Source organism: Legionella sp. D16C41 (genome assembly GCF_048541585.1).
In the GTDB taxonomy this organism is placed as follows: domain Bacteria; phylum Pseudomonadota; class Gammaproteobacteria; order Legionellales; family Legionellaceae; genus Legionella_C.
Window position 1 is genome coordinate 2,461,619 of sequence record NZ_CP183303.1, and the last position, 25,272, is coordinate 2,486,890.

Consider the following 25,272-nt stretch of genomic DNA (forward strand, 5'->3'; position numbering starts at 1 on the left):
CTAGCGATTTAATAAACTCATTTATCGCCTTATTTTTATTAACAATGTTTAGCCGACTTAAAAGCCATCGTAACGTTGATAAGCTATCGACTTTCTTAAAAACTGCCTTTGTTAGCCAAACTCAAAAGAAAAAAGCACTTTGAAAATACTCATTTACTCTATTGTAAACTGCACTTTCTTAGCGCTTTTTTTAATTGATCGTTCTCGGCATTAACGATTTCCAAAAATCTAATGTGGAATTAAGTATTCACTGCAATGATATTTATTTTTTATTTACTTTATAGCGTATTAATTATATCTAATTTTTTCTATTAACTTATTATCAATAAACTCAACTTTATTATTTATCCTTAAAATAATACCTCTATCTAATAAATAGATAAAATACGCCGGTTGCCATACTTTATTCATATATATAGATATAGGCCTTTTCTCATAAAAATTGGCATCAAGGCCGTCTGTAAATCCTTTTACAAAATAAATTAAGGAAAAGATAAATAAAAAAAGGATATGTAACATAATACTGCCATATTTATCTATAAATTTTTTATTATTCGCAAGCAATGCCCATAAAAATATAATAAGGCCAATTAATGCATAGTAGAGAAAAATTAATAATAATGAACGATTAGAAGTAAAGTAATATATTACAAATCCAATGATTACTAATAAAGAAGATAGGATAAAAAACCCAAGTTCTTTACTAAAATTTGAATACTGTTTTTTTTCTTGCGTACTATTAGTTCCAGTATTCCAAAAATAAATTACCTCAAAAAAGAAATAGCCTATTATTACGGGCATAAACTCTCCAATTATATCCGGAGAGAATTTCATCAAGGCCCCTATTATATCTAAAAAGGAAGTAGGCAATATATCAAGCGAAATGCCTGTAGCTTTAAGAAAGCCTGCCATGTATAAAATAGATGTTAAAACAACTAAGCTAAATACCAAAGATATTATACTTCCTATGGATTCGAGAAAAAACTTGTTTAAATTGTTTTCAAGAATTAAGTTTTTTAGCTTATTTGTCAATTTAATTACTCATTAATTTAAACGCTTTTGTATTTCCATATAGCGAAGCTAAATTGCTTTGTAATTTTTAATAATTTAAGTATACAAAAGAATTATAATTAAGTAGGTTTTGATGAATCAGCGCACAATCAAGTTTTGTTCACTATCTCATAACATCATGCGTTAATTGATAAGCAAACTCTAATTTTTGTTTATCAGGGTATACTGTTGTCACCGGTTTAAAAAAGGTATGGCCATGACCTGCCTGACTTAATATTATGTTAGTGAGGTCTTTGGGCAAGTTTTGGTTTAACCAATGATCGGCAACACTGGTAGTAAAACGTTCAGCAGTTAGCGCTTTCTTTTGCTCTGCTGATAATAATGCGTAGAGATCAGTGGCATGTGTTTTATCTGCACATAGCAAATAATTAGCTACATGATAATGATTGTTGGCGATTGCTTCCCGGAAGGCAAAGTAGTTTTCTGCTTTTATCATCTCCGATAATAGTTCAGGAGCCTGTGAAGCTAAATATTGGACTATATCTAGATGACCCTGACTAGCTGCTGCGCGAAAAGCCTCATAGCTTAATGCTTTTATCATCTCAGGCAAAAGTTTAGGTGCTTGGGTAGCTAAGCATTGGATTACTTCTAAATACCCTTGGCTAGCGGCTACTCGAAACGCAAAACAGTTCGCTGCTTCCAACATGCTTTGAAAATATTGCTTAGATATCGTTGCGCTTAAATAGTTTAATCCGTCTTTATGATTGATAAGGCTTAGAAACTGTACTAGGTTACATGTATTTAAGGAATATTTTTCCGTAACTTGTAAGCTGAAAAAGGTTATATAATTTATCCTATACAATAAAGTTAATAATTCCATCTTACTTACGCGATTATTAGCTAGAAAGGATTCAACTAAAGGATATTTTTTAATTTCATCTGTTAAGTTAATCATAAGGTTCAAATTAAATCATTAGGTCCATTATATTAACAGGTGATAAAAATTTGTAAATAATATTCAGGTGACCTGAACCTACTGCAATAAAACAAAGTAATTCACTTATCTTTGATAAAGCATCGCATAAGCAAAGGGTTTATCTACCTTTTACTATGGAGATAAAATCCTATCATGAGGTCTAAAAAAGTACCACTTAGGTTTAATTTCCATAATTATTAACTGATTTAAGTTTTACTCTGTTTAAATCATTGCTCTTTACTATAAATACCCTACTTTCTAAGTACAAGTTGAAAAAGGTATCTCTAAATTCCAAAAGAGGGGTTAAATTTATAAAAAAATTAGGCTCAATTTCTTGCTTAATATTCCTTACGAGGTGTTTTAAAACTTATTTACCTTTTTTTTATTATGTGTATTATGCCAATCATTATGTATTTTTTTTAACAATAAGGTAGGTTTATGGGACATCTTGTAAATAATGCATTACGCACTAAAAATATGGTAGAGTTATTGCAAGCTATGAGTCTTGATTTAACTAATAATGAAGTTGTTTGCAAAGATGAGCGTATCATTTTTGCTTCAAAAAACATCCAAGAAAGTGAAAAGCTTGCGGCGAATTTGCAAGCTCTCTTACACAAAAATTCTATAAAACCTGCTATCAAGCGAGCAAGTATTGCTGAGCTAATCGCTAATGAGATTTCTCAGGCAACCTGCTCTGACGATGCCATGGTCGAAACACACAAAAAATCCTGCTTAGCTGTTTTAAGTGTTTTACAAATATCTGGCCTTGAATACACACTTGACGAAGAACAGGAAGCCTTAAATATCCCACTTCCATCTGCTGCTTATGCGCCACTATTTAATTCTTTAAATTATAAGTATATGAGTATTGAAGGTGAAAAGTTAAAATTCAACATAAAGGAATTTCTAAAAGACTATAAACAAGAACTTATTTTAATTGATGGGAAAACACCGTTACTCTTTGCTCACTCAGACTCTTTTGAAAATAAAAAAGTCTTTTATGCACAGAAAAAAATAAGTGAAGATAAACTTAAAGTGACACCTTACTTTTTTGTTCCTAATGCACTCACCCCACCTACTTATCATTTTGTTTTAGATACAAGCTCGAGTATGAATAGAGAACGTTTGGCTAAGTTAAAAAAGAGTGTGATTGAATTTGCCGATGCTTTATTTCAATTTCAACCCGATGCAGCCATTAACATTACTGAGTTTAACAACGAGACAAAAAAAATAGGAATGGGTAGTTATAAGAAGGCAGATTTTTCCCAACTCTCTGAAGATATTAATAATTTAATTGCTACTGGCACAACTAGATTGTTTGGAACAGTCGCCGATCAGTTAATTGCCTTGTCTCAATCAACACAACATAATAATGTCTTATTATTTACTGATGGTGAAAATACGGTAGGAACTGAGAATGATGAAGTAAAAGCGCTGGAAAAAACACTGTCAGCTATAGAAAAAAGCTCCTCTTTAATTCCTGTGCGCAATAAATTTTTCATTTTAAGCTATGGTACAACGCAGCCAGATATTTTGCATAAAGTCGCTGAAAAATTTGCCTCTGCTATCCTCTATACAGATACAATCGACTTTACAGAAGCATTATCTCAGAAAGGTAAATTGCAGGAATGGGCAGCAGCGCGCGATTTATTTACCTGCCGTCTTGAAGTTCTATATAGCTCTAATCTGGCTCCTAGTTCAGAAGAGTATCTTCGTTCTTACGATATGTCGGGACAATTTGTTGCATTAAAGCCAGGTCAATATAAAAATAATGAAACCCTGCATTTAACTATTACCGATAGTAAAGGCAATACGTTGCTTGATGATAAAAAATCTTTTGCAGAAAATAAAATAATAAGCTCTTTATCACCTGGTAGCGCAAAAGCAGCAAGTCAGCTTGGTGTATTCGCGTTACCAGAAGACTCTAGTAAAAAAGACAACCAAACTTCTATGCCCACTGCTACTTTCCAGTAAGTTGTGATTTAAATCCGCTAATAAGGTAGGTTAAAGACCTAGCGGTATAATCCATAATTAATGCAAATGGATTTGCTAATAGTTTGCTATTTGCTCAAAACCATTTTGTCTACAAGCTAAGCACTTCATAAATCAATCTAGCCCTGCAGCAATATAAAAGCAGAGCAATATTTATCAAATTTTAAAGAGTAGAATTACAGACAAAATAGTTAGTTCTAAAAATTTTAAGTTTATTAAGTTAAGTTATTAAAAATAAAATAAAAATTTATGTTCCATTACTTACAAAAGTATAAAAAATAAACATAATGTTTAAAACTGCATTATAATAAACGTTATGATAAGACGTTATATCCTAGCAGTAATTCTTATTTTTTTATCTAAAGTAACAACCTCTACTGCTCCAAAACTTGAAGAATATGCTCCGCCATCACTGGCAGATCATGTACATTTGTCTCTCTCTAAGGATCCAATAGATGGGGGCTGGCTTCCTGATTTGCTAGGTTTGCCAAATGATGAACAACTTGCCACATCAATTAAGCAGGCGAATGATGTAGTAAGAGAAGAACAAGATAAACAATGCTCAGCCATAGATTCTAACCTTAGGTTATTAATTTTTCAGCATTTTATTATTCAGCAATACATAGCCAATGCACAAAATATTTATTTTGATGAACACATTGCGCAACAATGGGCACATGTATTGGCAATGATTGTTAAAGAAAGTAGTGGTGATTCAACGAGTATTACTGATATGAAAGGTCACTCACTTTCCACTTATAATTCTGAAACTAATTTAGAGCACTGGCGAAAAATCTTAACCCTTACGAAACAAAAGTATATTCATTTTACCTACCAAACTAACTTTGGTTTGGCTCAAACTTCGGCAGACAGATTATTTAATGCATTTCGCTTAGCCCAAAATGAATTCTATGATACTGCTTTACTAGAGGGTAAAGAAGGTGCCGCAACTCCAAGGAAGGTAAAATTAAACACTGCTATTGCAATCCGTAGGTTAATTTGGTTCTACCAAGATTTTGCTCAGGGTAGAATTTCCCAAATAGATAGGCGACTTCATCAAAGTGAAATTAATAGTCCTGAATTTTTCTTTCAATATGAGAAAGGTTTAGAAAAGGCGGTTATATATTGTGGTACGCGCTTTATGTTTCTAGAGAGTCAATTAAAAAAAGGTTTATTGAAAGATGCTGTTTCTTCTATTGCCTATTGTAAGCTGGGAAATTCAAGTAGAGGCTATGGTCTTCATGAAATGGATCAACAGTGTTTTGCCCAATGGGTAACTTTATGCCCCGCTTTAAACATTGATATTGCTATTCTTACACCACTTAACTATTTTGCTACACGAGGCGAAAAGCCAGTCTGCACAGAAACCTTTAAAAAGTTAATTAATAAAAAAAGCTCTGGCGATAAACAATCGTCTTAATATTCTAGCTAGGCTAGTTAAACTTCAGTTTTAGGGATAAAATGACCTCGCTGTTCATTTATATTTTCCATCTTTTTGCTGTATCCAGCTGAAAAATAAACAACAGTACCATCCCATTTTTTATTAAAAATGTGAGATTATCATCTAACAAAAATTTGCTTGCTTTAAACTGAGATCTATGCGAGCTATATCATTCATGTATATCTTACATTGGCACTACTCTCATTATCATTTTCAATTAAGCTAGTTAATTTTTTAATGACAAAATTAAAATTTGTTTCAATTGATTTCTGCTCCTTAAAAAAAGTATTTGATTGGCGATAATAACTAGGCACATGGGCTAGATTAATCCCGCTAGCTGCAAATAATACAAAAGCAATATTCAAGCAATTGATTAGTGCATCACTAGGTAACCCTACTTCATTAAGAAAGTTTTCATCATTGCTATAATATAGTAGAGGAGAATAGGCAATGACTCCGGAAACTAGAATTGCAAAGATATAAATAATTGACGTTTGCTCAATTGCTTTTTCTAAATCAAAACTAAAGGGTAATTGTGTTTTTGCCTCATTAACAAGCTTATCTCGTTGTTGTTTAAACCAATCTAAATCAAATAGCTGATGTATAACATTATCTTCTTTATTAAATTGCTCTAAGAGACACATTAATAAATGTACGCGAAATAAAAGTGAAGCCTCTTTTTTTTCAATTGCTGTTAATCTAATTCCTCTTAAGCAGACTGCAGGGTTACAATGTTGTCGATAAATTATATTTCCAAGGCTTCTAAGTTCATCTGAACTTAATTCCTGGTCATCAAGTAATTTTTTTAGGGCAGTATTAAATACTACTTGTTCTTTTCCTTCGCCTAAATTTGATTCAAATTCAATCTCAACGATATTCTTTATAAGAGCTCTCTGCATTTGATTTAACATAGGGTATTTAACATAACAAAAATAATTGTTATCAATAATAATTCATTTTAGATTTCTCTTAAAACAAATCTTAAATAATTGTCTTTTAGCCAAGGTATTACTGCTTTATAGATTCAAATTCACTTAAGTTTGATAAATAGCTGACTTTAATGAATACTATGGAGATGGAAGCGCTTAGTTTAAAACAATAATAGATAAGTTAACTTATTATGGCAAAGATATTGCAAAATAGTACTCCTTGGAAAGCAAGAGCTAGCAGTAATTTAAGACAGCTCATTGCAAAAGTGCTTCACTTTTTTCTTAAGCTTTTGGTACCTAAGCTTCGGTATTATCCTGAACATTCAACTTTAATTTCCAATGCTACTTACAGCCCCTGGCATATTGATAAGCAATTTCTTAAAGTCATGCAAGCTGTGAAATCCTACACCTTATTAGATAATATGCGATTATACGAAATTTGGCAGCTTGCCAATCAAGTGACTAATCTTCCGGGACATGCTATCGAAGTCGGCTCTTGGCAGGGTGGATCAGGATGCTTAATTGCTTCTAGTTTGGCGCAAAATAATAAAGAAACAAAGGTATTTCTATGTGATACTTTTAGTGGCGTCGTTAAAGCAAGTTCGCGTGATCTTTTTTATCGTGGCGGGGAATTGGCAAGCAATGAGCAGGTAGTTGCAGAGTTAGTGAAACGCATGCAATTACAAAATGTGACTATTCTTCCGGGAATTTTTCCAGAAGAAACAGGCGCTGAACTTGAAAAGTATTTATTTAAATTTGCCCATATTGATGTTGACGTTTACCAAAGTGCACGTGATGCCTTTGAGTGGCTTTTTCCTAGATTGACTCAGGGCGCTATTGTTGTATTTGATGATTATGGTTTTTTCTCAACTAACGGAATACGTGAATATGTTGATGAATTACAAGGCAGAACAGATCTAATAATTATCAGAAACCTCAATGGCCAAGCGGTCGTTATTAAACGGTAAAAGTTCACAGCGTCAACTTAAGTACAGCTCTATCATTTTCGCGTAGCCTAGAAGCTAGTTTTAAGTAGTCCTGTGCGAGTATTAAGATAGATTTCCGCCTGCGAGGAAATGACAGAATCTTTAAGCTAACACTATTAAGGAACGCTTAAATCAAATGATAATAGCAGTCAGCATAGCTACAGCCTTTAAATTAAATCAAACAAAATTTCTGGCGATTCATCAAATATATTTAAATTTTTCTCTCACAAATCGCCAAAACCAAGTCAATAGCAAAATAATAATCGCGAGCTTGACTTTTTAACTCTAAATCATTAATCCAGGCGTGTAAGAGCTGCGGGTCAAAAACACCTTTGCCAATATCAATTAACATATTAGCCATCAAAAATCCATAACAATCTGCCTGAAAACTACGCTCTACAATGCGCCATGTTTTACAATTGAATTGCTTATTAAAAAAGCTTGCTGCCATAAGCCCAGGAATTTTCCGGCCCATCTGCCCATCACAGTTTTCTTGCCATGATTGTTGTGTATCGGCGAAATAATGGATCAGGTCACGTGTTAATTCTTTATATTGGCTATTATAAATTGCTGAATCAAAATCATGATGAGAAAGAAGAAGAATGCCATGAGGTTTTAAAAGCGTAAAACAATTATTAATAAATTCTAATTTATCGCTTACGCATTCTAAAACATTATGACAAATTATTTTATCAAAACTATTTCCCTGCAGCTCTGCAGGGCTTGTACAAACTTCGGTAACTAAAATGCCATCAGCAACATACTTAGAAAAGTCAGTTTGAATTTTTTTAATAGTCTCTTTGTTTGAATCGACGGCAAAAATTTTTTTGGGTCGATTGGATTCTAAAAGTAATAATTCTATAAAATCTCCCCTACCACATCCATAATCAAGAATTTTTGTATCAGAAATATTACCCAATTCAGCTATCAATTTTTTTTTATGAGAAAGTACTTTCTCCATACCTAAACTCTATTCATCATTAAATAATGTTGAATACGTTGACAATAATGAACTAAATTATCTTGCGTTTCTAACGCTCTTTTTAAAGGATTTTCTAATGGCGTTAATAGGATGGTTTGCATAAATGCGTATACTGTAGCATTGATTGCTTTAAATGCATGACCTAAACAATAATCCTTATTTCCTAACCAAGCAGCTATTGCTTCAATATCTTTAATACCTAACGCGTAAACTTCTTCTTTACTATGTCTAGCAATGCCTTGCATAAAAGCCTGTTTAGTTAATTGTTTTCTTATCCAGGATAATGCTAAGGAAGCTAAAGGTTTAGGAAAAAATTGGGCAAAATCTGTATTAATTTTTTTAACTCCAGCTTTATCAACCCATCTTGAATAAAGAATTATAAAATATAGATGCTCTTCAATCATACGCTGCATTGCCAGCGCAGTTGGTTCAGAAGTTGCCATTGAAAGACTGTAATGCTTGTTAAGATAATCAACAATAAAAGAAGAATCTGCAATAAGTTGGCCTTTATCTTCTAATACTGGAAATTTACCTTTTGGGCCACGTCCCGGATTATTTTGAATAACAATTTTATATGGTAGAGAAGCCATTTGTAGATAAGTTTCAACTTTAATACAAAAAGGGGATAAACTTGATAAACCCCAAATACTTGGATACTGATGTAAGATTAACATTCCTCTTCCCTGTTTAAACTAGAGTGGATTTTAAAGTTTCGTGGCCATAAATTCATGTGCAAGATTCTTAAAAATAAAGAATGTATAGTCATACTTCTAGTTGCCATGCTTAACCCTAACGTGAGCAATTTATTAATACAATAAATAATAGGCATTTTATTTCTCTGCCAACGCAGATCTTCGCTAATGGCTAACCACCAAGCCAATCTACTTTTGTGCTCAATTTGCTTTTGCTGTCTTAAATAAGGTTTATTTAAGCTCTTATCGATAGTAAAAATTTGCTTTAATGCTATTGTCATACCTTGCCCATAAACTGGATTTAAGTAACAGACGGCATCGCCAATGACTAAAAGATTAGCTAATTTCAACTGGCTAAAATATTTTTTTTCATTACTTAATTTTCTAAAAATATAAAATTTCGTTACATCTACCTTTTGGCTAATTACATTGGATAATGACATGCTTTTTATTAAAGCTAATAAGTTGTCTATCGTTTTGATATGGTTAAAGGTATCTTTAACCGTTGCAATAAAAGTCAAAATATAATGATCATTTTCAATAGGTGAAATAACAATCCCTAACGGTTGCTTCTTTTTATCAGCTTGCAGATAAAACTGCTTACAATTAGGTAAATTAATATATGATTTAGGTAGTTTAATAGATAAGTACTGCATCGTATTTTCCACCTTTTTCTTTTTGACTTGGAATAAACTCTCGCTTAGTAAGGTTGCTAAGTTTGACCCACGTCCTCGGCATTCAATAAATAAATCTGCATCTAATTGATAAATTTTTTGCTTTGCCAGATATTTAACAGCTACAATTTTTTTTTTAGCACAAATAAGACGGGTCACTTTACCTTTAATAAATACAACTTTTCTGTTTGAATGGATTATTCGATAATAAATAATTTCATCAAGCAAGCGGCGGCTAAACAGCAAAGTTTTAATTGGTGATGAATAACGAGGATATAAACCATAAGGTCCTTGCCAATACGTATCATTTGCCCAATCAACAAGAGTTGCGCCTGCAGTAAGTAATTCTTTTAAAATACCTGGAAATAAGCTTTCTAATAGCCTCTGCCCTTCTAGTAGTAGCACATGCAAATGATTAGCTTGAGGAATACCGCGTCTTTTATTATTGTCTAACCAATATTGATCAATAATAAAAATTTGTGCTTTACTATTAGCCAATCTTTGTGCTACACAAAGACCAGCAAAACCACCGCCTAAAATAGCTACGCGCCTCATTAGATTAGTCCTTGCATAGCGTGATGAAGTGATTGTAAATATTCTAAGCCTTTAATATATTCTAAAGTAGAAAAAGTGTTTGCTTTAAAAAAAACAAGCTGCTTAAGAATGTTTGCGCGCTCATTAGTTAATTTCTCTTTAGCATAGGCGTAACTTTCGATAAGGGAGGAGTTATTGCTTTGCTTGGAAGCAATAAGTATTACTTCATTACTGTAATCGTTTTCTGCTAGCTCTCTTTCAAGCGTGGTTAAGGTGTTACAAATATTACTAAACCGCTGCGCAAACTAGAAAAATTCTCGCATTAAGCCAAGTTCTTTCATATCTAAATAAGCTACAGCCATTAAGTCCATCATCCCGGCAATAATAATGCCCATGTTATGTGGCAGATAACATAGATATTCCACTTCATTCGCCATTAAAGGAACATGCCTTATTAATTGAGCGTATTTAAGTCCATTAAAAAATTGCTCAACATCAAAATAGAATAATGGCTTAAGAAGAATAAAATTAGGTAAAGAGCGCAAAAAAGCGATAATCTGGGTAAATATATTTTCAGCAAAAGCAAGTACTGTTAGTTCAAATTCAGTTAAATTGCTCTTATCTATAGTGGGACTAGTTAAAGGAAGTTTTACTAGTTCGTTTATTAACTTTGGATTGACATAATTTGGATTATCGACAAAATCATCATAAAGAGTAATAAAAATACCTAGCAAAATTTTAATATTAATTAAATCCTGCCAATAGGCTGGCAAAACGGTATCTAAAGTGACCTTAGTATATCCTTTAGGTAAAAACTCCGTAAATAAAACCTTGTTTCGTTTAAATCCTAAACTATAGTATTGATTAATTACAGACTCTACAATTTTCCAAGTTGCTTTCATCGTTTGTTAATTACCAGTTTAATTGTCGATTTAGGATGTTGCGTTATCATAGCTTGTGTTTTTAAAGAATCACATTCAGTTAATTCAAATTGGAAATCAAAAATAAGTTTTGCTATTAAATACACTGCTTCAATCATTGTTAATTGATAGCCGCTACAAATTCGTTTTCCCATACCAAAAGGAATATAAACATACTTATGATCAATTGAGTGCGTGATAAAGCGCTCTGGGTAAAACATATTAGGGCGTGACCAATAATCTGGATGTCGATGTAAATCTCTAATATTAATTAAGATGATATTACCCGGTTTCAAGTTGTGCCCATTTAAACGAGTAGATTTTTTAACTTCACGAGCTAAGATCCAAGCCGGTGGATAAAGCCTTAAACTTTCTTGATAAACAGCTTGGGTATATTTTAAGGATTTTAATGATCCTAATGTAATTAAAGGATTCCCAGTTAAAACTTGTTTTACTTCTTGATAAACTTTAGCTTGTACCTCTTGATGTTTACTTAAAAGATAAAACGTAAAAGCTAAAGAAGCTGCTGTTGTTTCAAAACCAGCAAATAAAAAGGTAGTTAATTGATCAAGCAATAAGCTCTTTGAATTTAATTTAGTTAAAGACGTATAGAAGGGGCAATGATTAGGATTAGCTGTATAGCTTAGATTTTTTATAGCAGAAATTAACTCTCCTCTCGTTTTATTTATAAATCGATTAGTTGGTGTGGGTATCCAAGTTGGCCAATCGAAAAGTGTGCGTAATTTCTTACCGCATTGTTGATTTAACAAAATAAAAGACCTGGCTATATTGTGTGCAGAGGTATCATAATCAATTCCTAAAACAATATTTATTATGCTACCTAAAGCATAATTAGCCATTATCCCAAAACAATCAACTTCGCTGCCTTGGTGTTTAGACAGGTGTAAATTTGTAATATTTTTTTCAAAAATTTGTAAGTAATTCTCTAAAGCAACCCGATGAAAATTAGGCTGAGTCAACTTGCGAACTGCTTCCCAAGCCTCTCCTTCCAACTGTACAATACCCTTTCTTCCAGTAACTGGGATAATTTTATCAAAGATTAAACGACATTTTTGATAATTGTCATCAGTAAGAATTGCTTTAGTTAAGTTAGGCTCAGTAATAACAAAAAGCTTTTTATAGCCAAGCTGTATAGAAGCTAAGTCACCTTGCATTAACCATTGTTGATGTAGAAAGGGAATAGGCCGATTAATAAATTGTTTTAAATGAATTAATGATTGCAACATTCTTGTTTTTTATTATCCTGCCTAATTTACTTGTGTATTTTAAGTTTAAGTTCTCTACTGTATAGAAAACTTTGCTTTTTCTTGTTCAATAACTTCCTTTTTATCCTTATTACGCAAACTAAATAAGCTTTGGGGAAGTAAATGAGTAACTGAGTTTAGAAATTGCCGAGCGTTAGCTAAATTAGTTTTGCTCTTAAAATCATTTGTACATTCAAGCAATGTTTGCACTAACTTGTCAGAGGAGTTGGGATCATGCTTGCCATCAACAAACCGATACCATAAATCAGGCTTTATTTTTAATAAAGCATCTACTAACTTCTGCGCAAAAATAGGCGGCGCTTCAGTATCATCCATCCCTTGTACAATACGAATATCAATATTCTGCAGATTTATTAATAGCTCTGCGCTTAAAAGATTTAAATCACTGTAAGCGAGTCTAAAAAGGGTACTTTCAAAAACTGCCAGTGTTCGCGTAATAGGTTCAATTTCTTCTGGAATATTTTTTAAATTCTTTAATGATTCTTCTGTAGGATTATCATTAAAACCCTCAAACATAGTCCATAAATATTGTGCCTTAGAGTCATTCTCATTAACACATAATTGATAATAAGCTTCTACAAAACTTTGGGAAGAATTGGGATCAATTTTTTGACCTTTAATGTTAGCATAAGAAAGTAAAAGAGAAAAAGCTTCTTCACCAAGCCCTGGAAAACGTTCTTTAAAAAGCGTTTCGTTATAATAAACATCCATTTCCGCCATCGTATTTAAAAAAATACCATAAATAATAAGGCCGGTAACATACTGCGGATACTGGGTAGCATAATATAAAGAAAGAGTCGAACCCCACGAGCCGCCAAAAACTAACCATTGTTTAATATTCAAAGCCCTTCTTAAGGTATCTAAGTCTTGGGCCATATCAGCAATAGTTAACTCGCCAAATTGTTTTGGTTCGGCTGTTTGCTTACCTACCGACGGTTGGGACTGCCCTGTTCCTCGTTGATCATAAAGGATGATATTATAATAATCAGGATCAAACCATTGACTACATTGTGGTCTAGAGGCGCCACCTGGCCCACCATGATTATAAACGACAGCCGGGCCCTTAGGGTTACCTCGTTGCTCATAATAAATAAATGTATCTTTAGCAACTTCAATTAATCCCGACGCATTAAGCTTCCCAATAGGATACTTATTTTCTAAAAAAGCCATTTCAATCACTTCAATTTAATTAATCTGTTGAATTATATAAACAACTATAAATTAAAAGCTATGTATATCTTATAAATTCAATCTTTAAAACTATAATTTTTAACCAAAAAATATACTAACTAATTTTTTTTTATTCACCAACTATTGGAGTTAATTTTTCCTTAATTTTAAACTGTTAAGATGAATTAAAAGCGATTATTAGTTAATTTTATAATGAAAAAGTTGTTCGAATCAGTAGACTCTAGTACTAATACGCCCGCTTCACTTACGTCAGATAATACTAGTACACAGCCAGGCAAAACACCTGATCCAAAGCCAAGCAATACACTGGACACACAGCTCAGCGAAACCCTCTGCACGCAAGTAAACGAAGCACCACCTGTAATACAGACGGAGAAAGCAGCTTTTAAAAACAAGAATATTAATTTTAATACAGCCAGCATAGAAGCAGCAAAAGAAGAATCAAATAATGATAATGAGCAGCCCCTGATTCCTTTTTATGAACAAGATCTTAAGCTCTGTCAATACAGTGTTTTTGTATTAAATGATCAAGGAAATGTCGTAGGTGCATGTACACCACAGTCAGAACGACAATCATTTTTAAGTCAGAAGAGAGCAATTAAAGATAATGTAAGCAATGATGGCTCAACACATGGTTACCTAGTTTTTAATGGTCATTATGGCACTCCTTCTAATCAACAGCCACTACAAATTATCATTACTTGGCCCTTGAGTGCTGGCGCTATAACCATGCATAATGATAACTTCAGGTGGATTACGCGTATGCAGGACAAATTTCCTGTAATACCTTTACTTAAATCGAAAGGTATTACTCTCGATCCGGATTACTCTTACAGTGGTGAATGCCATACATCCTTAACTGGCTCACAGGTAAAAAATTTATTAGGGGAACCTTTAAAAGACATTACCCTCAATCTACGTGCTACCCGCACAGATATATATAGAAAAGGTGATATACCATTAATTAGTTATTTTCCAGAAACCCTACTCTCTACTCATGAGTCTCATAAAGAACATGATAAAAATATTAACTTTGTTTGGGCAAATGATCAAAAAAGAAAGAATGTAGAGTCGGCAGATAAACCATCGCAAGGGCAGCTGACAGCCGTATCACAATATACTAGCCCAATAACTTCAACTAGCCCAACAACGCAAACCACGACCTCTTCATCTGAGCTAAATTACGCCGCTAATCGTCTTTTTGCAGTTACTCAGGAAGTAGATAATACTAGAGAAAGTTTAACACCTACTACAACGTTAACTTTTAATAATACTTAAATTTTAATGAAAGGCCAGCATAATAATCTTCTTTATTGTTCCTTACTTATTATGCCGTACCATAAATATTTCCTACGGAGCTTATCTGGATTAAAAACCCAGGCTTGCTACATGCTTTTGGGTACTTTCATCAGCAGTCACTTGCCTTGGCTGACGATAGAGCTCCGCCATCAAATGATAAATACTAAAGTTAGAAGCATTAGAAAACAGACCCACTTTAGGCGCTTCAGCAAGCTCAACACCTTGCACAGCAAGCTTAGCTAGTATGTCAATTTTTAATTCATAAACAAGCTTTGCGGCTTTTCTTAATAGTTCAGTTTTTAACAAGCTTAATTTATCCGATGCAGTAATATCCAAATTTTCAAGTTCTTTCTTTATAAGCCCAATAAACTCTTGCTTTATCTCTAAGGAACTAGAAAAGGTAGAATAAGTATAATAATTAGCATATAAAAGACTAGAAATACTTTTTAAAAGACCATGCCAACTTCGATCATGAAGCATCCATAATATAGGATCATTAGGGAATACTTTATAACAGGTTTGTAAATAACTTGCGCCAAATTTTAATAATTCAGCTAATTCTGAAATGTTTCTGTTAAGATCTACTCTAAAAGTATAAGTGCCATTATTGATCTTACTGGCTTTAAGTTGACTTAAAATCTCGTGCTTAACTGCCCTTACCTCGCGCTGTAGAATAATTAAATCTGTTTCTTCTTTAGTAAGCATTTCTTTTGCTTTTAGTGCAGAATCAATATAATTTTTTAAAATTTGTACTTGCTGAATTTCTGGATGATTTAAGATATTACAATAGTTTTCATAAATACCTAAACTTAAGCGATATATACCTAAAGCATATGCAAATTGCTGCATAAAAGTTTGTGCTAGAGGCGTATAAGCTTTCTTAGGTTTGAATATATATTGATTATTTTCTTTCTCAATTTCTATAGGTAAACCACTATTAACAATATGCGAATCGAAAGCCGCCACTAAACTTGTATACCCAGCCGAATTTAAAACTTCTATACACTGCTCATCTAATAAACAAGCTTCCATACTATATTTAATTTGATTGAAGTCAAAAACCACTTGATTTTCTTGAGCTAATTCACTTAATTTTTGCACACGTTTTATATCAAAAAAATAATCTTTCAATATTTTTCTTATCTCATAGACTAACTTTTCATAATTCATAAGACGCGCTGTAATAGGCCTTATGGCTGTATCGAACTCTTGCTGATAACGCTCTAAGTCTCCCATCATTTTTCTCCTTGTAAATCCCTTTGCTTTGCAAATTGTCCAGGCACCAATAGCAAGCAAATTACTTGAATTTAACGTTATAAGGTTATCGCCTTAGAAAACAAACTTCTATAAGCTTAATCTTTTAAAATTAATAACTCTAAAAATTCGACGTGTGTTAACTACGATAATATACAGACTGTAAGAAAAAAGGAAAATCTTTAAAAGTAGATTCGTTTCTAACTGGACTTAACTTGCTGAGGCTAAAGCGGTAAGATTCAAAAGACAGAGACACACGACACGACAATACATGCAAAAATATATACTACCTGACAATTCAACTATTTATGAGGGAAAGCTCTGCTATATAGCTCACTTTGACTCCTAATATAGGCATCATTTAAATAATTTATTAAACATAGCTTAGGTATTCTTCTTATTAAGACTTTCAACTAATAAGGCTTTAATTTCTAATAAAATTTTTTCTTGATTAGTCAAATTTGGTGGCTCTTCATCTTTTGTTTTTTGTAAAAGATTAATAAATTTAATAACAATAAAAATAGCAAGTGCAATTAGGGTAAAGTCGAAAATAGCTTGTAGGAAGGCGCCCCATTTAATAACAGCGCTTCCTACTTTAAGTACTTTATCTGTAATATTAATACCACCTAATAATAAACCGATAGAAGGCATAATAATACCATCAACTAGGGATGCCACTATTTTACTAAACGCACTACCAATGACGACTGCCACAGCTAAATCAACTACATTGCCACGCATGGCAAATTGTTTAAATTCGCTAAGAAAGCTCATTTAGCATCCCTCTAATTTATTAGTTAACTTATTTGTGTATTAATAGTTGCTCTAATTTCTTTAATTTTAGCTGCAAGATCATCTGGTACTTGACCGCCGCCTTGGGCCATATCATCGCGGCCACCACCTTTTCCACATAAGAGTTTTACAAATGTTGTCGCTGCAGGTACCCGATTAATTAAGTTTTTACTTAGCCCAGCTACAACGTTAATCCGTTGTCCCTCGATAGCATATAAAATAATCACCGCATTATTAATGCTACCTTTCAGTTGATCAAGCGTTGTACGTAAACCTTGATTATCCATATCAAGTTGCTTAATTAATAAATTAATCTCACCAATTTTTTCTACTTCTTTAACTAATTGACTGCCTTGGTTGGCTGCAAGTTTAGCTTGTAACTTAATTATCTCTTTTTCTTGCTGCTTATAGTCAGTAAAAAATTGGTCAATTTTATCTATTACCTTATCGGAATTTACTTTAAAACGTTGTGCTATTTCGTTAAGTTGATAAAGCTGCTGATTAACCCAATCTAGTGCATAAGCGCCTGTCATCAATTCAATTCGTCTGACGCCACTAGCAATTCCATATTCTGCTATAATTTTGAAAAAACCAATATCACCTGTACGCTTAACATGGGTTCCACCACATAGCTCTTTTGAAAAATCTCCCACTGACAACACTCTGACTTTATCACTGTACTTTTCACCAAATAAAGCGACAGCTCCACTTGCTCTAGCATCTTCTAGCGACATATGATCCGTTGTAACATCAATATTTTCTCGTATTTTATCGTTAACTAACGTTTCTAATTGCAATAGCTGATTTTGAGTTAAGGGCTCATAATGAGAAAAATCAAAACGAGCTCGATTTGCATCTACTAGAGAGCCTTTTTGTTGTACATGGTCGCCAATAACTTCTTTAAGTGCTGCATGTAAAAGGTGAGTAGCAGTATGATTTAAACGAATAGCATTACGGTACTCTACATCGACTTCAGCTCTTATAGTTTCCTCAACTGTTAACTGTCCCTGTAAGACCTCACCATAATGGACAATTGCCTGACCTATTCGCTGTGTATCAGTAACTTGGAAACGTCCCGTTGAGCTAATTAAGCATCCTTTATCCCCAACCTGACCACCGCTTTCAGCGTAAAAAGGCGTATTATTAAGAATAATTGCCCCTTTCTGCCCTGTTGTTAACTGATTAGTTTTTTGATCTTCATGCAAAATAGCTACAATTTGGCTATCCATTTGTTCGTTATCATAACCATGGAAAGTTGATGCTTCATGTTGAATCGTTGCTAGTGAATAATCAGCGGTAAATTGGCTAGCTGATTGCGATAATTGACGTTGTTGCTGCATGAAAGTATTAAAACCATCCATATCTACTACTAAATCTTGCTCACGTGCAATATCTTGCGTTAAATCAAGAGGAAAACCATAAGTATCATAAAGTTTAAATACAACTTCACCTGGAATTTCCTTGCTGCTTAACTTTTTAATTTGCTCTTGTAATAATCGTAATCCCTGCTCTAGTGTCTTTGCAAATTGATTTTCTTCTTGCACTATTACTCGTTCGATTTGCTCTTTACTAGCTGCCAATTCTGGATAAGCTTCACCCATAACATCAATTAACGGATCTATTAACTTATAAAAGAAAGGGGAAGCCAGATGTAATTTATTTCCATGGCGCACAGCGCGACGAATAATACGTCGTAACACATAACCGCGACCTTCATTGCTTGGTAATACGCCATCAGCAATTAAGAAAGCACAAGCACGAATATGATCAGCAATAACTTTTAACGAAGAATGATTAGGATTAATATTAGGTGATAGAGCTATAATTGCTCGGATGATATGTTGAAAACTGTCAATGTCATAATTATTATGTACACCTTGTACAACTGCTGCAATGCGCTCAAGCCCCATACCAGTATCGACTGAAGGCTTTGGTAGCGGATGTAAATCGCCTGCTTTATCGCGATTAAATTGCATGAACACTAAGTTCCAAATTTCAATATAGCGATCTCCATCAGCGTCTAAACTACCCGGCGGCCCACCAGGAATTTCAGGCCCATGATCATAAAAAATTTCTGTACAAGGGCCACAGGGACCTGTATCGCCCATAGACCAGAAATTATCTTTTTCACCACAACGTGAAAATTGATTAGGTGAAATGCCTATTTCATTTAGCCATATATTAGCCGCTTCATCATCATTTAAATAAACGGTAACCCATAATTTTTCCACCGGTAGCTTTAAAACTTTAGTTAAAAATTCCCAAGCATATTGGATTGCTTCCCGTTTAAAATAATCACCAAAACTAAAATTACCAAGCATTTCAAAAAAAGTGTGATGTCTAGCTGTATAACCAACATTTTCTAAATCATTGTGTTTACCACCAGCTCGCAGACAGCGCTGAGCACTAACAGCACATTTGTATGGCTTCGTTTCAAGGCCTAAAAAAACTTCTTTAAATTGCACCATTCCGGCATTAGTAAATAACAAGGTAGGATCATTACCAGGAATAAGGGAGCTTGACTCTACTATATGGTGATTTTTTGTTTGAAAAAAATCTAAAAAGGCTTGTCGAATTTCAGAACTTTTCATAATTACAGATTCATGGTTAGTTGCTATTTAGTTAGTATTTAATTCAACTAGAAATAGGTATTGTTTTCAAAATTTAATTACGTCACTCAATCTTCAAACGTTCGGTAGTAAACTATTTGTTGGTTAAAAACATTCTCTATAGAGGTTGTATTAAACACCCAATTATAAATTATATGAAAATATAGATTAGGTAGCGAGAAGATTATTTAAGAAAAGAATAATAAGTTATTATTTATTACGTTTATGTACAACTTTTGCAGCAATTTCACTTGGAAATCCCCGGTACAATAGAAAGCGTATTTGCTTTTGTAATTCACTAGTTAAGTGGAAGTCTAAATCTTTAAATTTTTTTTGCCATACCAGCAAAGCTTGCTGTTCCCATTGCTCTTCATAAAGAGCCAATGCTTGTGTTATTAGCTCTTTATTAATAGATTTAGCTTGTAATTCTTGCATGATTCTGACTGGCCCATATCCTTGCTGAACCCTGGTATAACAAATTGATTCTGCAAATCGCTTATCACTTTGTAAATCAAGCATTTGACATTTTAAAATTGCCTCTTTACTTTCCTGTGCAGTGTAGCCCTTGCTAATTAGTTTTTTAGTTAACTCAATCATTCCATGTTCGCGCCTTGCAAGTAAACGCACGGCGCAATCATATGCCTTAGTCATCTATGGGCTCTAGCTCTTCAGCAGTAGCAACTTCAGGTTGACCTGCTAATTTTTTATTTAGCAATTCTGCCCTAATTTGCTTTTCCAATTCTGCAGCAATCTCTGCTTTCTCTTTAAGATAAACGCGTACGTTTTCTTTACCCTGACCAATCTTTTCTTGTTTATAACTATACCAAGCACCAGATTTTTCGATAAGCCCTAATTGCGTACCTAAATTAATGACCTCACTTTCTCTTGAAATACCTTCATTATAAAGAATATCGAAATCAACGGTTTTAAAGGGTGGCGCTACTTTATTCTTCACTACTTTTACTCGTGTTTCGTTACCTAGTATTTCCTCGCCTTTTTTAATAGAGCCAACACGACGAATATCTAAGCGTACAGAAGCATAGAATTTTAAAGCATTACCGCCTGTGGTTGTTTCAGGGTTGCCAAACATTACCCCAATTTTCATTCGAATTTGGTTAATGAAAATTACTAAGGTATTAGAACGTTTAATATTTGCAGTTAATTTCCTTAAAGCTTGAGACATTAAACGAGCTTGTAAACCTACATGCGCATCTCCCATTTCGCCTTCAATTTCTGCTTTAGGTGTTAAAGCCGCAACTGAGTCAATAATGATAACGTCTACAGCTGCTGAACGAACTAGCATATCCGTAATTTCTAAAGCTTGCTCACCGGTATCAGGTTGAGAAATTAATAAGTCATCAACGTTAACACCTAATTTTGCTGCATAGCTTGGATCAAGTGCATGCTCTGCATCAATAAAAGCAGCAGTTCCTCCAGCTTTCTGGCATTCAGCAATAACTTGTAAAGTTAAAGTAGTTTTACCTGATGATTCCGGACCATAAATTTCAACAATTCGTCCTTTAGGTAAACCACCAATGCCTAAAGCAATATCCAGTCCGAGTGAACCTGTTGAAATAGCTTCAATATCCCGACTTGATAAATTATCATCACCTAAACGCATGACTGAGCCTTTACCAAATTGTCGTTCAATTTGTGCGAGGGCAGCACCTAGAGCTTTCTGTTTATTAGTTTCCATGATGTTATCCACGTTAGTCTACAAAGACTAAATTATCCCATATATAGCTGTCTGCATCAAACAATTATTAACCATTTGATAAATTATTAAGACAATTAAATAGGCGTTTTGGACTTAAAATAACATATGTCCTGAAGTTATTGATTTTATAAGGAAAGTATAAATTTATAAATAAACCGTACAGAAATAAATCACACTGAAGTTAATAAATTGAGTATTCCTAAAAAGGCCTGGCGGCAGGTAAGTATGCGTATCTCTTGCCGCTTTTTATTAGCGAAAAGATAATGTTCAATTTTAGGAGGTTTATCCTTTAAAGCGAAAGCAAGATAAACCGTTCCCACAGGCTTTTCTAAACTACCACCTGTAGGACCAGCAATTCCAGTTACGGCCAATGCAACATCGGCATTACTTTGTACTAATGCCCCTTGCACCATGGCTTGGGCTACCGGGCTACTTACAGCACCATATTTCTCGATAAGGGTTAAATCAACACCAAGCATTTCATGCTTAGATAAATTACTATAGGTGACAAAACCACGCTCAAACCAGCTTGAGCTTCCTGGAAGTTCTGTTAATAAGCTTGCTAGTAATCCACCTGTACACGATTCGGCTGTAGTAATAGTTTTATGCTGTGTTTGTAACAACTTAGTGACATTTGGTAATAATGTTTTTAAGTCTTGCATAGTTAGTAATGAAGTTGTTTTAAAAAATAAGCTAAAAGGATAAATTTAGTAAAGAGGTTAGCCCTAGTAAATAAAAATCTTCTAAGAAAAGAAAATTAACTTTTTAAAAGCAAGAAGTCTATACGCTTAATTTAACCCATTAGCCGAGATAGTTTTTATATCTACATAGCCTATTAAAGCTGCCCTTTTACTATTGGGCAGCTCTAATAAGTTTAACCTTCCCATAATTACAAAATTAATCTTTTAACGCTTAGGGATTAGTTGTAGTAGTAGTGGTTTGATTAGTTGTCTTATTTGCATTAGCATCGCTTGAAAGCTCAGCATTAACATCTTTATTAGCATTATTTAAATCGCTTTGTGATTGGGTTGTACTATGAGTTGTAGTAGTACCATTTGTTCCTTTATTTTTGTTGTTATCACCACAAGCAGTTAATAATAAAGCCATACAAACAGAAGCTCCGACTAGGGCTAAACGTTTCATAATATTCTCTCCATAGTTAAAATTATAATTAATGCCATTTAATAGTCTAACAAAAATTTGTCTTAAGTGAAGGACTTAAGTTAAAAACATCCTTATTATTATAGTCATACTTACTCTCTTTTGCAGAGTTTGTTAAAATGAGCAATTTTATACCACTGAGTTGTTATGTCTGCTAATCATACACCTATGATGCAACAATACTTACGCATCAAAGCCGATTACCCTGATATGCTCTTGTTTTATCGTATGGGTGATTTTTATGAATTATTTTTTGAAGATGCAAAAAAAGGAGCTCGTTTATTAGATTTAACCTTAACTCATCGTGGCCAATCAGCGGGTAAACCTATTCCAATGGCGGGTGTGCCCTACCATGCTGTAGAAAATTATTTAGCAAGGCTTATTAAAAAAGGTGAATCCGTCGCTATTTGCGAACAAACAGGTGATCCTAGCACTAGCAAAGGACCAGTTGAACGCCAAATAACTCGTATTATTACACCAGGCACCGTGACCGATGAAGCACTGCTTGATGCACGTCATGACAATTTATTGCTAGCTATTCATTTTCACCGCAAACAATTTGGCTTAGCCTGGGTCGATTTAAGTGGGGGACGCTTCTACTTATCTGAAGCTAAAGATGAAAGCCAATTAAAAGCTACTATTAATCGCTTAAAACCTGCTGAAATTCTTATTGCAGAAACGTTCTCCTGCTCTAGTTTGCAATTAAACCAATCAGTTATAAAAGCTCGGCCAGCATGGGAATTTGATTTACAGCGTGCTCGTCAATTATTGTGTGAGCAATTTGCCGTAGCCAATCTTAAAGGACTTGGGGAGCCAGACTATACGCATGCTTTTCCAGCTGCAGGTTGTTTATTATTTTATTTACAATCAACACAGCGACAAAGTTTGCCTCATTTAAAGCACTTAACACTTGAAAAAGATGATGATTTTCTACAATTAGACGCCTCTACCCAGAAACATTTAGAAATTTTCGAAACTTATCAAGGTGAACGTACTAATTCACTTCTTTCAGTGCTTGATCATACCGTTAACCCGATGGGAAGCCGTTTACTAAAACGCTGGTTAGGTAGACCTCTGCGACAACATATACTTATTGAGCAACGCTTAGCTGCAGTTAATGAATTACTTAAAAATCGGCAGGATATTGCCTTACAAACCTTGTTAAGTGAATTATGTGATGTTGAGCGAATTTTATCACGTATTGCGCTGCGCTCAGCAAGACCACGTGACTTAGTTAGTTTAAAACAAACCTTATCTTTATTACCATCTTTGTTAGAAACAATAAAAACTAACCAAACTATTTTAATTAAAAAACAAAGTAACTATTTAGTCCCACAACCAGAATTAGTTGAGCTTTTAACTAAAGCCCTTGTTGAGAATCCACCTGCTCTTATTCGTGATGGTGGTGTTATCGCTTCGGGATTTGATGAAGAATTAGATGAATTACGAGCTTTAAGCACCAATGCTAACGAAAAAGTTTTAGCATTAGAGTGTCAAGAAAAACAACGTACTGGCTTATCTTCTTTAAAAGTAGGCTTTAATCGTGTTCAAGGATACTATATTGAATTAGCCCGGGGACAAGCTGATAAAGCACCAGATAACTATCAACGCAAGCAAACGCTTAAAAATGTCGAACGCTATATCACGCCTGAATTAAAATCGTTTGAAGAAAAAGTTTTATCTGCGCAAGCTAAAGCTCTTGCCCGTGAAAAATGGCTTTATGAAAATTTACTGACCGCTCTTATTGACTATATTCCTACTTTAAAAGACATGGCTGACGCTTGCGCAATAATTGATGTATTAGCCAATTTTGCCGAACGTGCTCATAGTCTTAATTGGTGCCAACCCACTATTGTAACTGAAGATATTATTGCTATTGAGCAAGGTCGCCATCCTGTTATTGAGCCATTACTAAAAGAAGAATTTATTGCTAATTCGCTTGCACTTAATCCAGAGCAAAATATATTACTTATCACAGGCCCTAATATGGGTGGTAAGTCAACTTTTATGCGGCAAAATGCCTTAATCATACTATTAGCACATTTAGGTAGTTATGTGCCTGCAAAAGCTGCACGTATAGGACCTATAGATAAAATTTTTACACGTATTGGAGCAAGTGATGATTTAGCCTCTGGTCGCTCAACTTTTATGGTTGAGATGACTGAAACTGCACATATTTTGCGCCAAGCAACGGCAAAAAGCTTAGTATTGATCGATGAAATCGGTCGAGGTACTAGCACTTATGATGGAATGGCCCTTGCCTACGCTACCTGTGCTTATCTTGCAAGTACTGTAAAAGCTTATACTTTATTTTCTACGCATTATTTTGAATTAACGCAATTACCAGAGCAATTTAGTTGTATTAGAAATGTTCATTTGCAAGCCGAACTAACACAAGATAAGATAGTTTTTTTATATCGCTTAGAAGAAGGCCATGCAAACCGTAGTTATGGTTTAGAAGTTGCACAACTTGCTGGTATTCCAACCGAAGTTCTTGAACTTGCTAATCAATACCTACAAAATGTACCTTCAGTTAAAGAATTAAGCCCGAAAGCTACAAATCATAATAAGAAAATAGGTAAGCAGGAAACTACTATTATGCAAGTGCTAGCTGCACTTGATATTGATAATTTAACGCCTCGTATGGCATTTGATTTAATTTGTAAATTAAAGTCGGAAGCAGACTGCGTACTGTGTTAACTATTTTATAACCAAGTGTTTAACTAAAAATGAGCGCTAAGGGCATAGCACTCATTAGACTTCTTTATTTAGAAGATAACAGAGCTCTAATGCTAAAAGCTTATGCAAATATATTTAAGGTTAAGT

General features: G+C 33.9%; 21 protein-coding genes. 5 read left to right on the forward strand and 16 right to left on the reverse strand.

Going from position 1 to position 25,272, the window contains the following annotated elements; all coding sequences use genetic code 11:
- Positions 1-288 precede the first annotated feature (288 nt).
- Positions 289-1,032 (reverse strand): hypothetical protein, encoded by a 744-nt coding sequence (locus tag ACNVED_RS10675; protein WP_419419005.1) that lies wholly within the window; start codon positions 1,030-1,032, stop codon positions 289-291.
- 142 nt (positions 1,033-1,174) lie between these two features.
- Positions 1,175-1,966, reverse strand: coding sequence for an ankyrin repeat domain-containing protein (locus tag ACNVED_RS10680; RefSeq protein WP_419419006.1), 792 nt, complete (start codon positions 1,964-1,966; stop codon positions 1,175-1,177).
- A gap of 459 nt (positions 1,967-2,425) precedes the next feature.
- On the opposite strand from ACNVED_RS10680, the gene ACNVED_RS10685 reads away from it, so the two are divergent.
- Entirely contained in the window at positions 2,426-3,961 is a 1,536-nt protein-coding gene (locus tag ACNVED_RS10685) for a VWA domain-containing protein (RefSeq protein WP_419419007.1), read from the forward strand.
- 334 nt (positions 3,962-4,295) lie between these two features.
- On the forward strand, positions 4,296-5,399 hold the full coding sequence (locus ACNVED_RS10690) for a hypothetical protein (protein WP_419419008.1): 1,104 nt from the start codon (positions 4,296-4,298) through the stop codon (positions 5,397-5,399).
- Positions 5,400-5,593: 194 nt separating this feature from the next.
- Here the strand turns inward: ACNVED_RS10690 and ACNVED_RS10695 are convergent, their stop codons facing one another.
- Positions 5,594-6,319, reverse strand: a complete 726-nt coding sequence (locus ACNVED_RS10695; protein WP_419419009.1) for a hypothetical protein — start codon at positions 6,317-6,319, stop codon at positions 5,594-5,596.
- Positions 6,320-6,540: 221 nt separating this feature from the next.
- Between ACNVED_RS10695 and ACNVED_RS10700 the strand changes: the two genes are divergently transcribed.
- Positions 6,541-7,317, forward strand: a complete 777-nt coding sequence (locus tag ACNVED_RS10700) for a TylF/MycF/NovP-related O-methyltransferase (RefSeq protein ID WP_419419010.1) — start codon at positions 6,541-6,543, stop codon at positions 7,315-7,317.
- 229 nt (positions 7,318-7,546) lie between these two features.
- Here the strand turns inward: ACNVED_RS10700 and ACNVED_RS10705 are convergent, their stop codons facing one another.
- The 6 genes from ACNVED_RS10705 to ACNVED_RS10730 all read right to left on the reverse strand — a co-directional run bounded on the left by ACNVED_RS10705 (position 7,547) and on the right by ACNVED_RS10730 (position 13,593).
- On the reverse strand, positions 7,547-8,296 hold the full coding sequence (locus tag ACNVED_RS10705; protein ID WP_419419011.1) for a methyltransferase domain-containing protein: 750 nt from the start codon (positions 8,294-8,296) through the stop codon (positions 7,547-7,549).
- A gap of 2 nt (positions 8,297-8,298) precedes the next feature.
- Positions 8,299-8,991, reverse strand: a complete 693-nt coding sequence (locus ACNVED_RS10710; RefSeq protein ID WP_419419012.1) for a glutathione S-transferase family protein — start codon at positions 8,989-8,991, stop codon at positions 8,299-8,301.
- On the reverse strand, positions 8,985-10,238 hold the full coding sequence (locus ACNVED_RS10715; protein ID WP_419419013.1) for an FAD-dependent monooxygenase: 1,254 nt from the start codon (positions 10,236-10,238) through the stop codon (positions 8,985-8,987). The genes ACNVED_RS10710 and ACNVED_RS10715 overlap by 7 nt, the downstream gene beginning before the upstream one ends.
- A 284-nt stretch (positions 10,239-10,522) precedes the next feature.
- Positions 10,523-11,119, reverse strand: a complete 597-nt coding sequence (locus ACNVED_RS10720) for a hypothetical protein (protein ID WP_419419014.1) — start codon at positions 11,117-11,119, stop codon at positions 10,523-10,525.
- Complete coding sequence (locus ACNVED_RS10725) at positions 11,116-12,384, reverse strand: cytochrome P450 (RefSeq protein ID WP_419419015.1); 1,269 nt, start codon at positions 12,382-12,384, stop codon at positions 11,116-11,118. The genes ACNVED_RS10720 and ACNVED_RS10725 overlap by 4 nt, the downstream gene beginning before the upstream one ends.
- 54 nt (positions 12,385-12,438) lie before the next feature.
- Entirely contained in the window at positions 12,439-13,593 is a 1,155-nt protein-coding gene (locus tag ACNVED_RS10730) for an alpha/beta fold hydrolase (protein ID WP_419419016.1), read from the reverse strand.
- A 213-nt stretch (positions 13,594-13,806) separates the two neighbouring features.
- Between ACNVED_RS10730 and ACNVED_RS10735 the strand changes: the two genes are divergently transcribed.
- Complete coding sequence (locus tag ACNVED_RS10735) at positions 13,807-14,892, forward strand: hypothetical protein (RefSeq protein ID WP_419419017.1); 1,086 nt, start codon at positions 13,807-13,809, stop codon at positions 14,890-14,892.
- 90 nt (positions 14,893-14,982) lie between these two features.
- Here ACNVED_RS10735 and ACNVED_RS10740 read toward each other — a convergent pair whose 3' ends face one another.
- From ACNVED_RS10740 to ACNVED_RS10770, 7 genes are all read right to left on the reverse strand, one after another.
- Positions 14,983-16,152: a hypothetical protein gene (locus tag ACNVED_RS10740; RefSeq protein ID WP_419419018.1), complete on the reverse strand. Its 1,170-nt coding sequence runs from the start codon at positions 16,150-16,152 to the stop codon at positions 14,983-14,985.
- A 399-nt stretch (positions 16,153-16,551) separates the two neighbouring features.
- On the reverse strand, positions 16,552-16,941 hold the full coding sequence (gene mscL, locus ACNVED_RS10745) for a large conductance mechanosensitive channel protein MscL (RefSeq protein ID WP_419419019.1): 390 nt from the start codon (positions 16,939-16,941) through the stop codon (positions 16,552-16,554).
- Positions 16,942-16,964: 23 nt separating this feature from the next.
- Positions 16,965-19,550: an alanine--tRNA ligase gene (alaS, locus tag ACNVED_RS10750; protein WP_419419020.1), complete on the reverse strand. Its 2,586-nt coding sequence runs from the start codon at positions 19,548-19,550 to the stop codon at positions 16,965-16,967.
- Positions 19,551-19,778: 228 nt separating this feature from the next.
- Positions 19,779-20,219, reverse strand: a complete 441-nt coding sequence (recX, locus tag ACNVED_RS10755; RefSeq protein ID WP_419419021.1) for a recombination regulator RecX — start codon at positions 20,217-20,219, stop codon at positions 19,779-19,781.
- The gene (gene recA / locus ACNVED_RS10760) at positions 20,212-21,264 is read right to left on the reverse strand and encodes a recombinase RecA (protein WP_419419022.1); all 1,053 of its coding nucleotides are present in this window, start codon (positions 21,262-21,264) and stop codon (positions 20,212-20,214) included. Before recA ends, recX begins: the two co-directional genes overlap by 8 nt.
- 191 nt (positions 21,265-21,455) lie before the next feature.
- Positions 21,456-21,947 (reverse strand): CinA family protein, encoded by a 492-nt coding sequence (locus ACNVED_RS10765; RefSeq protein WP_419419023.1) that lies wholly within the window; start codon positions 21,945-21,947, stop codon positions 21,456-21,458.
- Positions 21,948-22,197: 250 nt separating this feature from the next.
- The gene (locus tag ACNVED_RS10770; RefSeq protein ID WP_419419024.1) at positions 22,198-22,428 is read right to left on the reverse strand and encodes a hypothetical protein; all 231 of its coding nucleotides are present in this window, start codon (positions 22,426-22,428) and stop codon (positions 22,198-22,200) included.
- A 165-nt stretch (positions 22,429-22,593) separates the two neighbouring features.
- Here ACNVED_RS10770 and mutS point away from each other — a divergent pair, with 165 nt between their 5' ends.
- Positions 22,594-25,146, forward strand: coding sequence for a DNA mismatch repair protein MutS (mutS, locus tag ACNVED_RS10775; protein ID WP_419419025.1), 2,553 nt, complete (start codon positions 22,594-22,596; stop codon positions 25,144-25,146).
- The last annotated feature ends 126 nt before the right edge of the window (positions 25,147-25,272 follow it).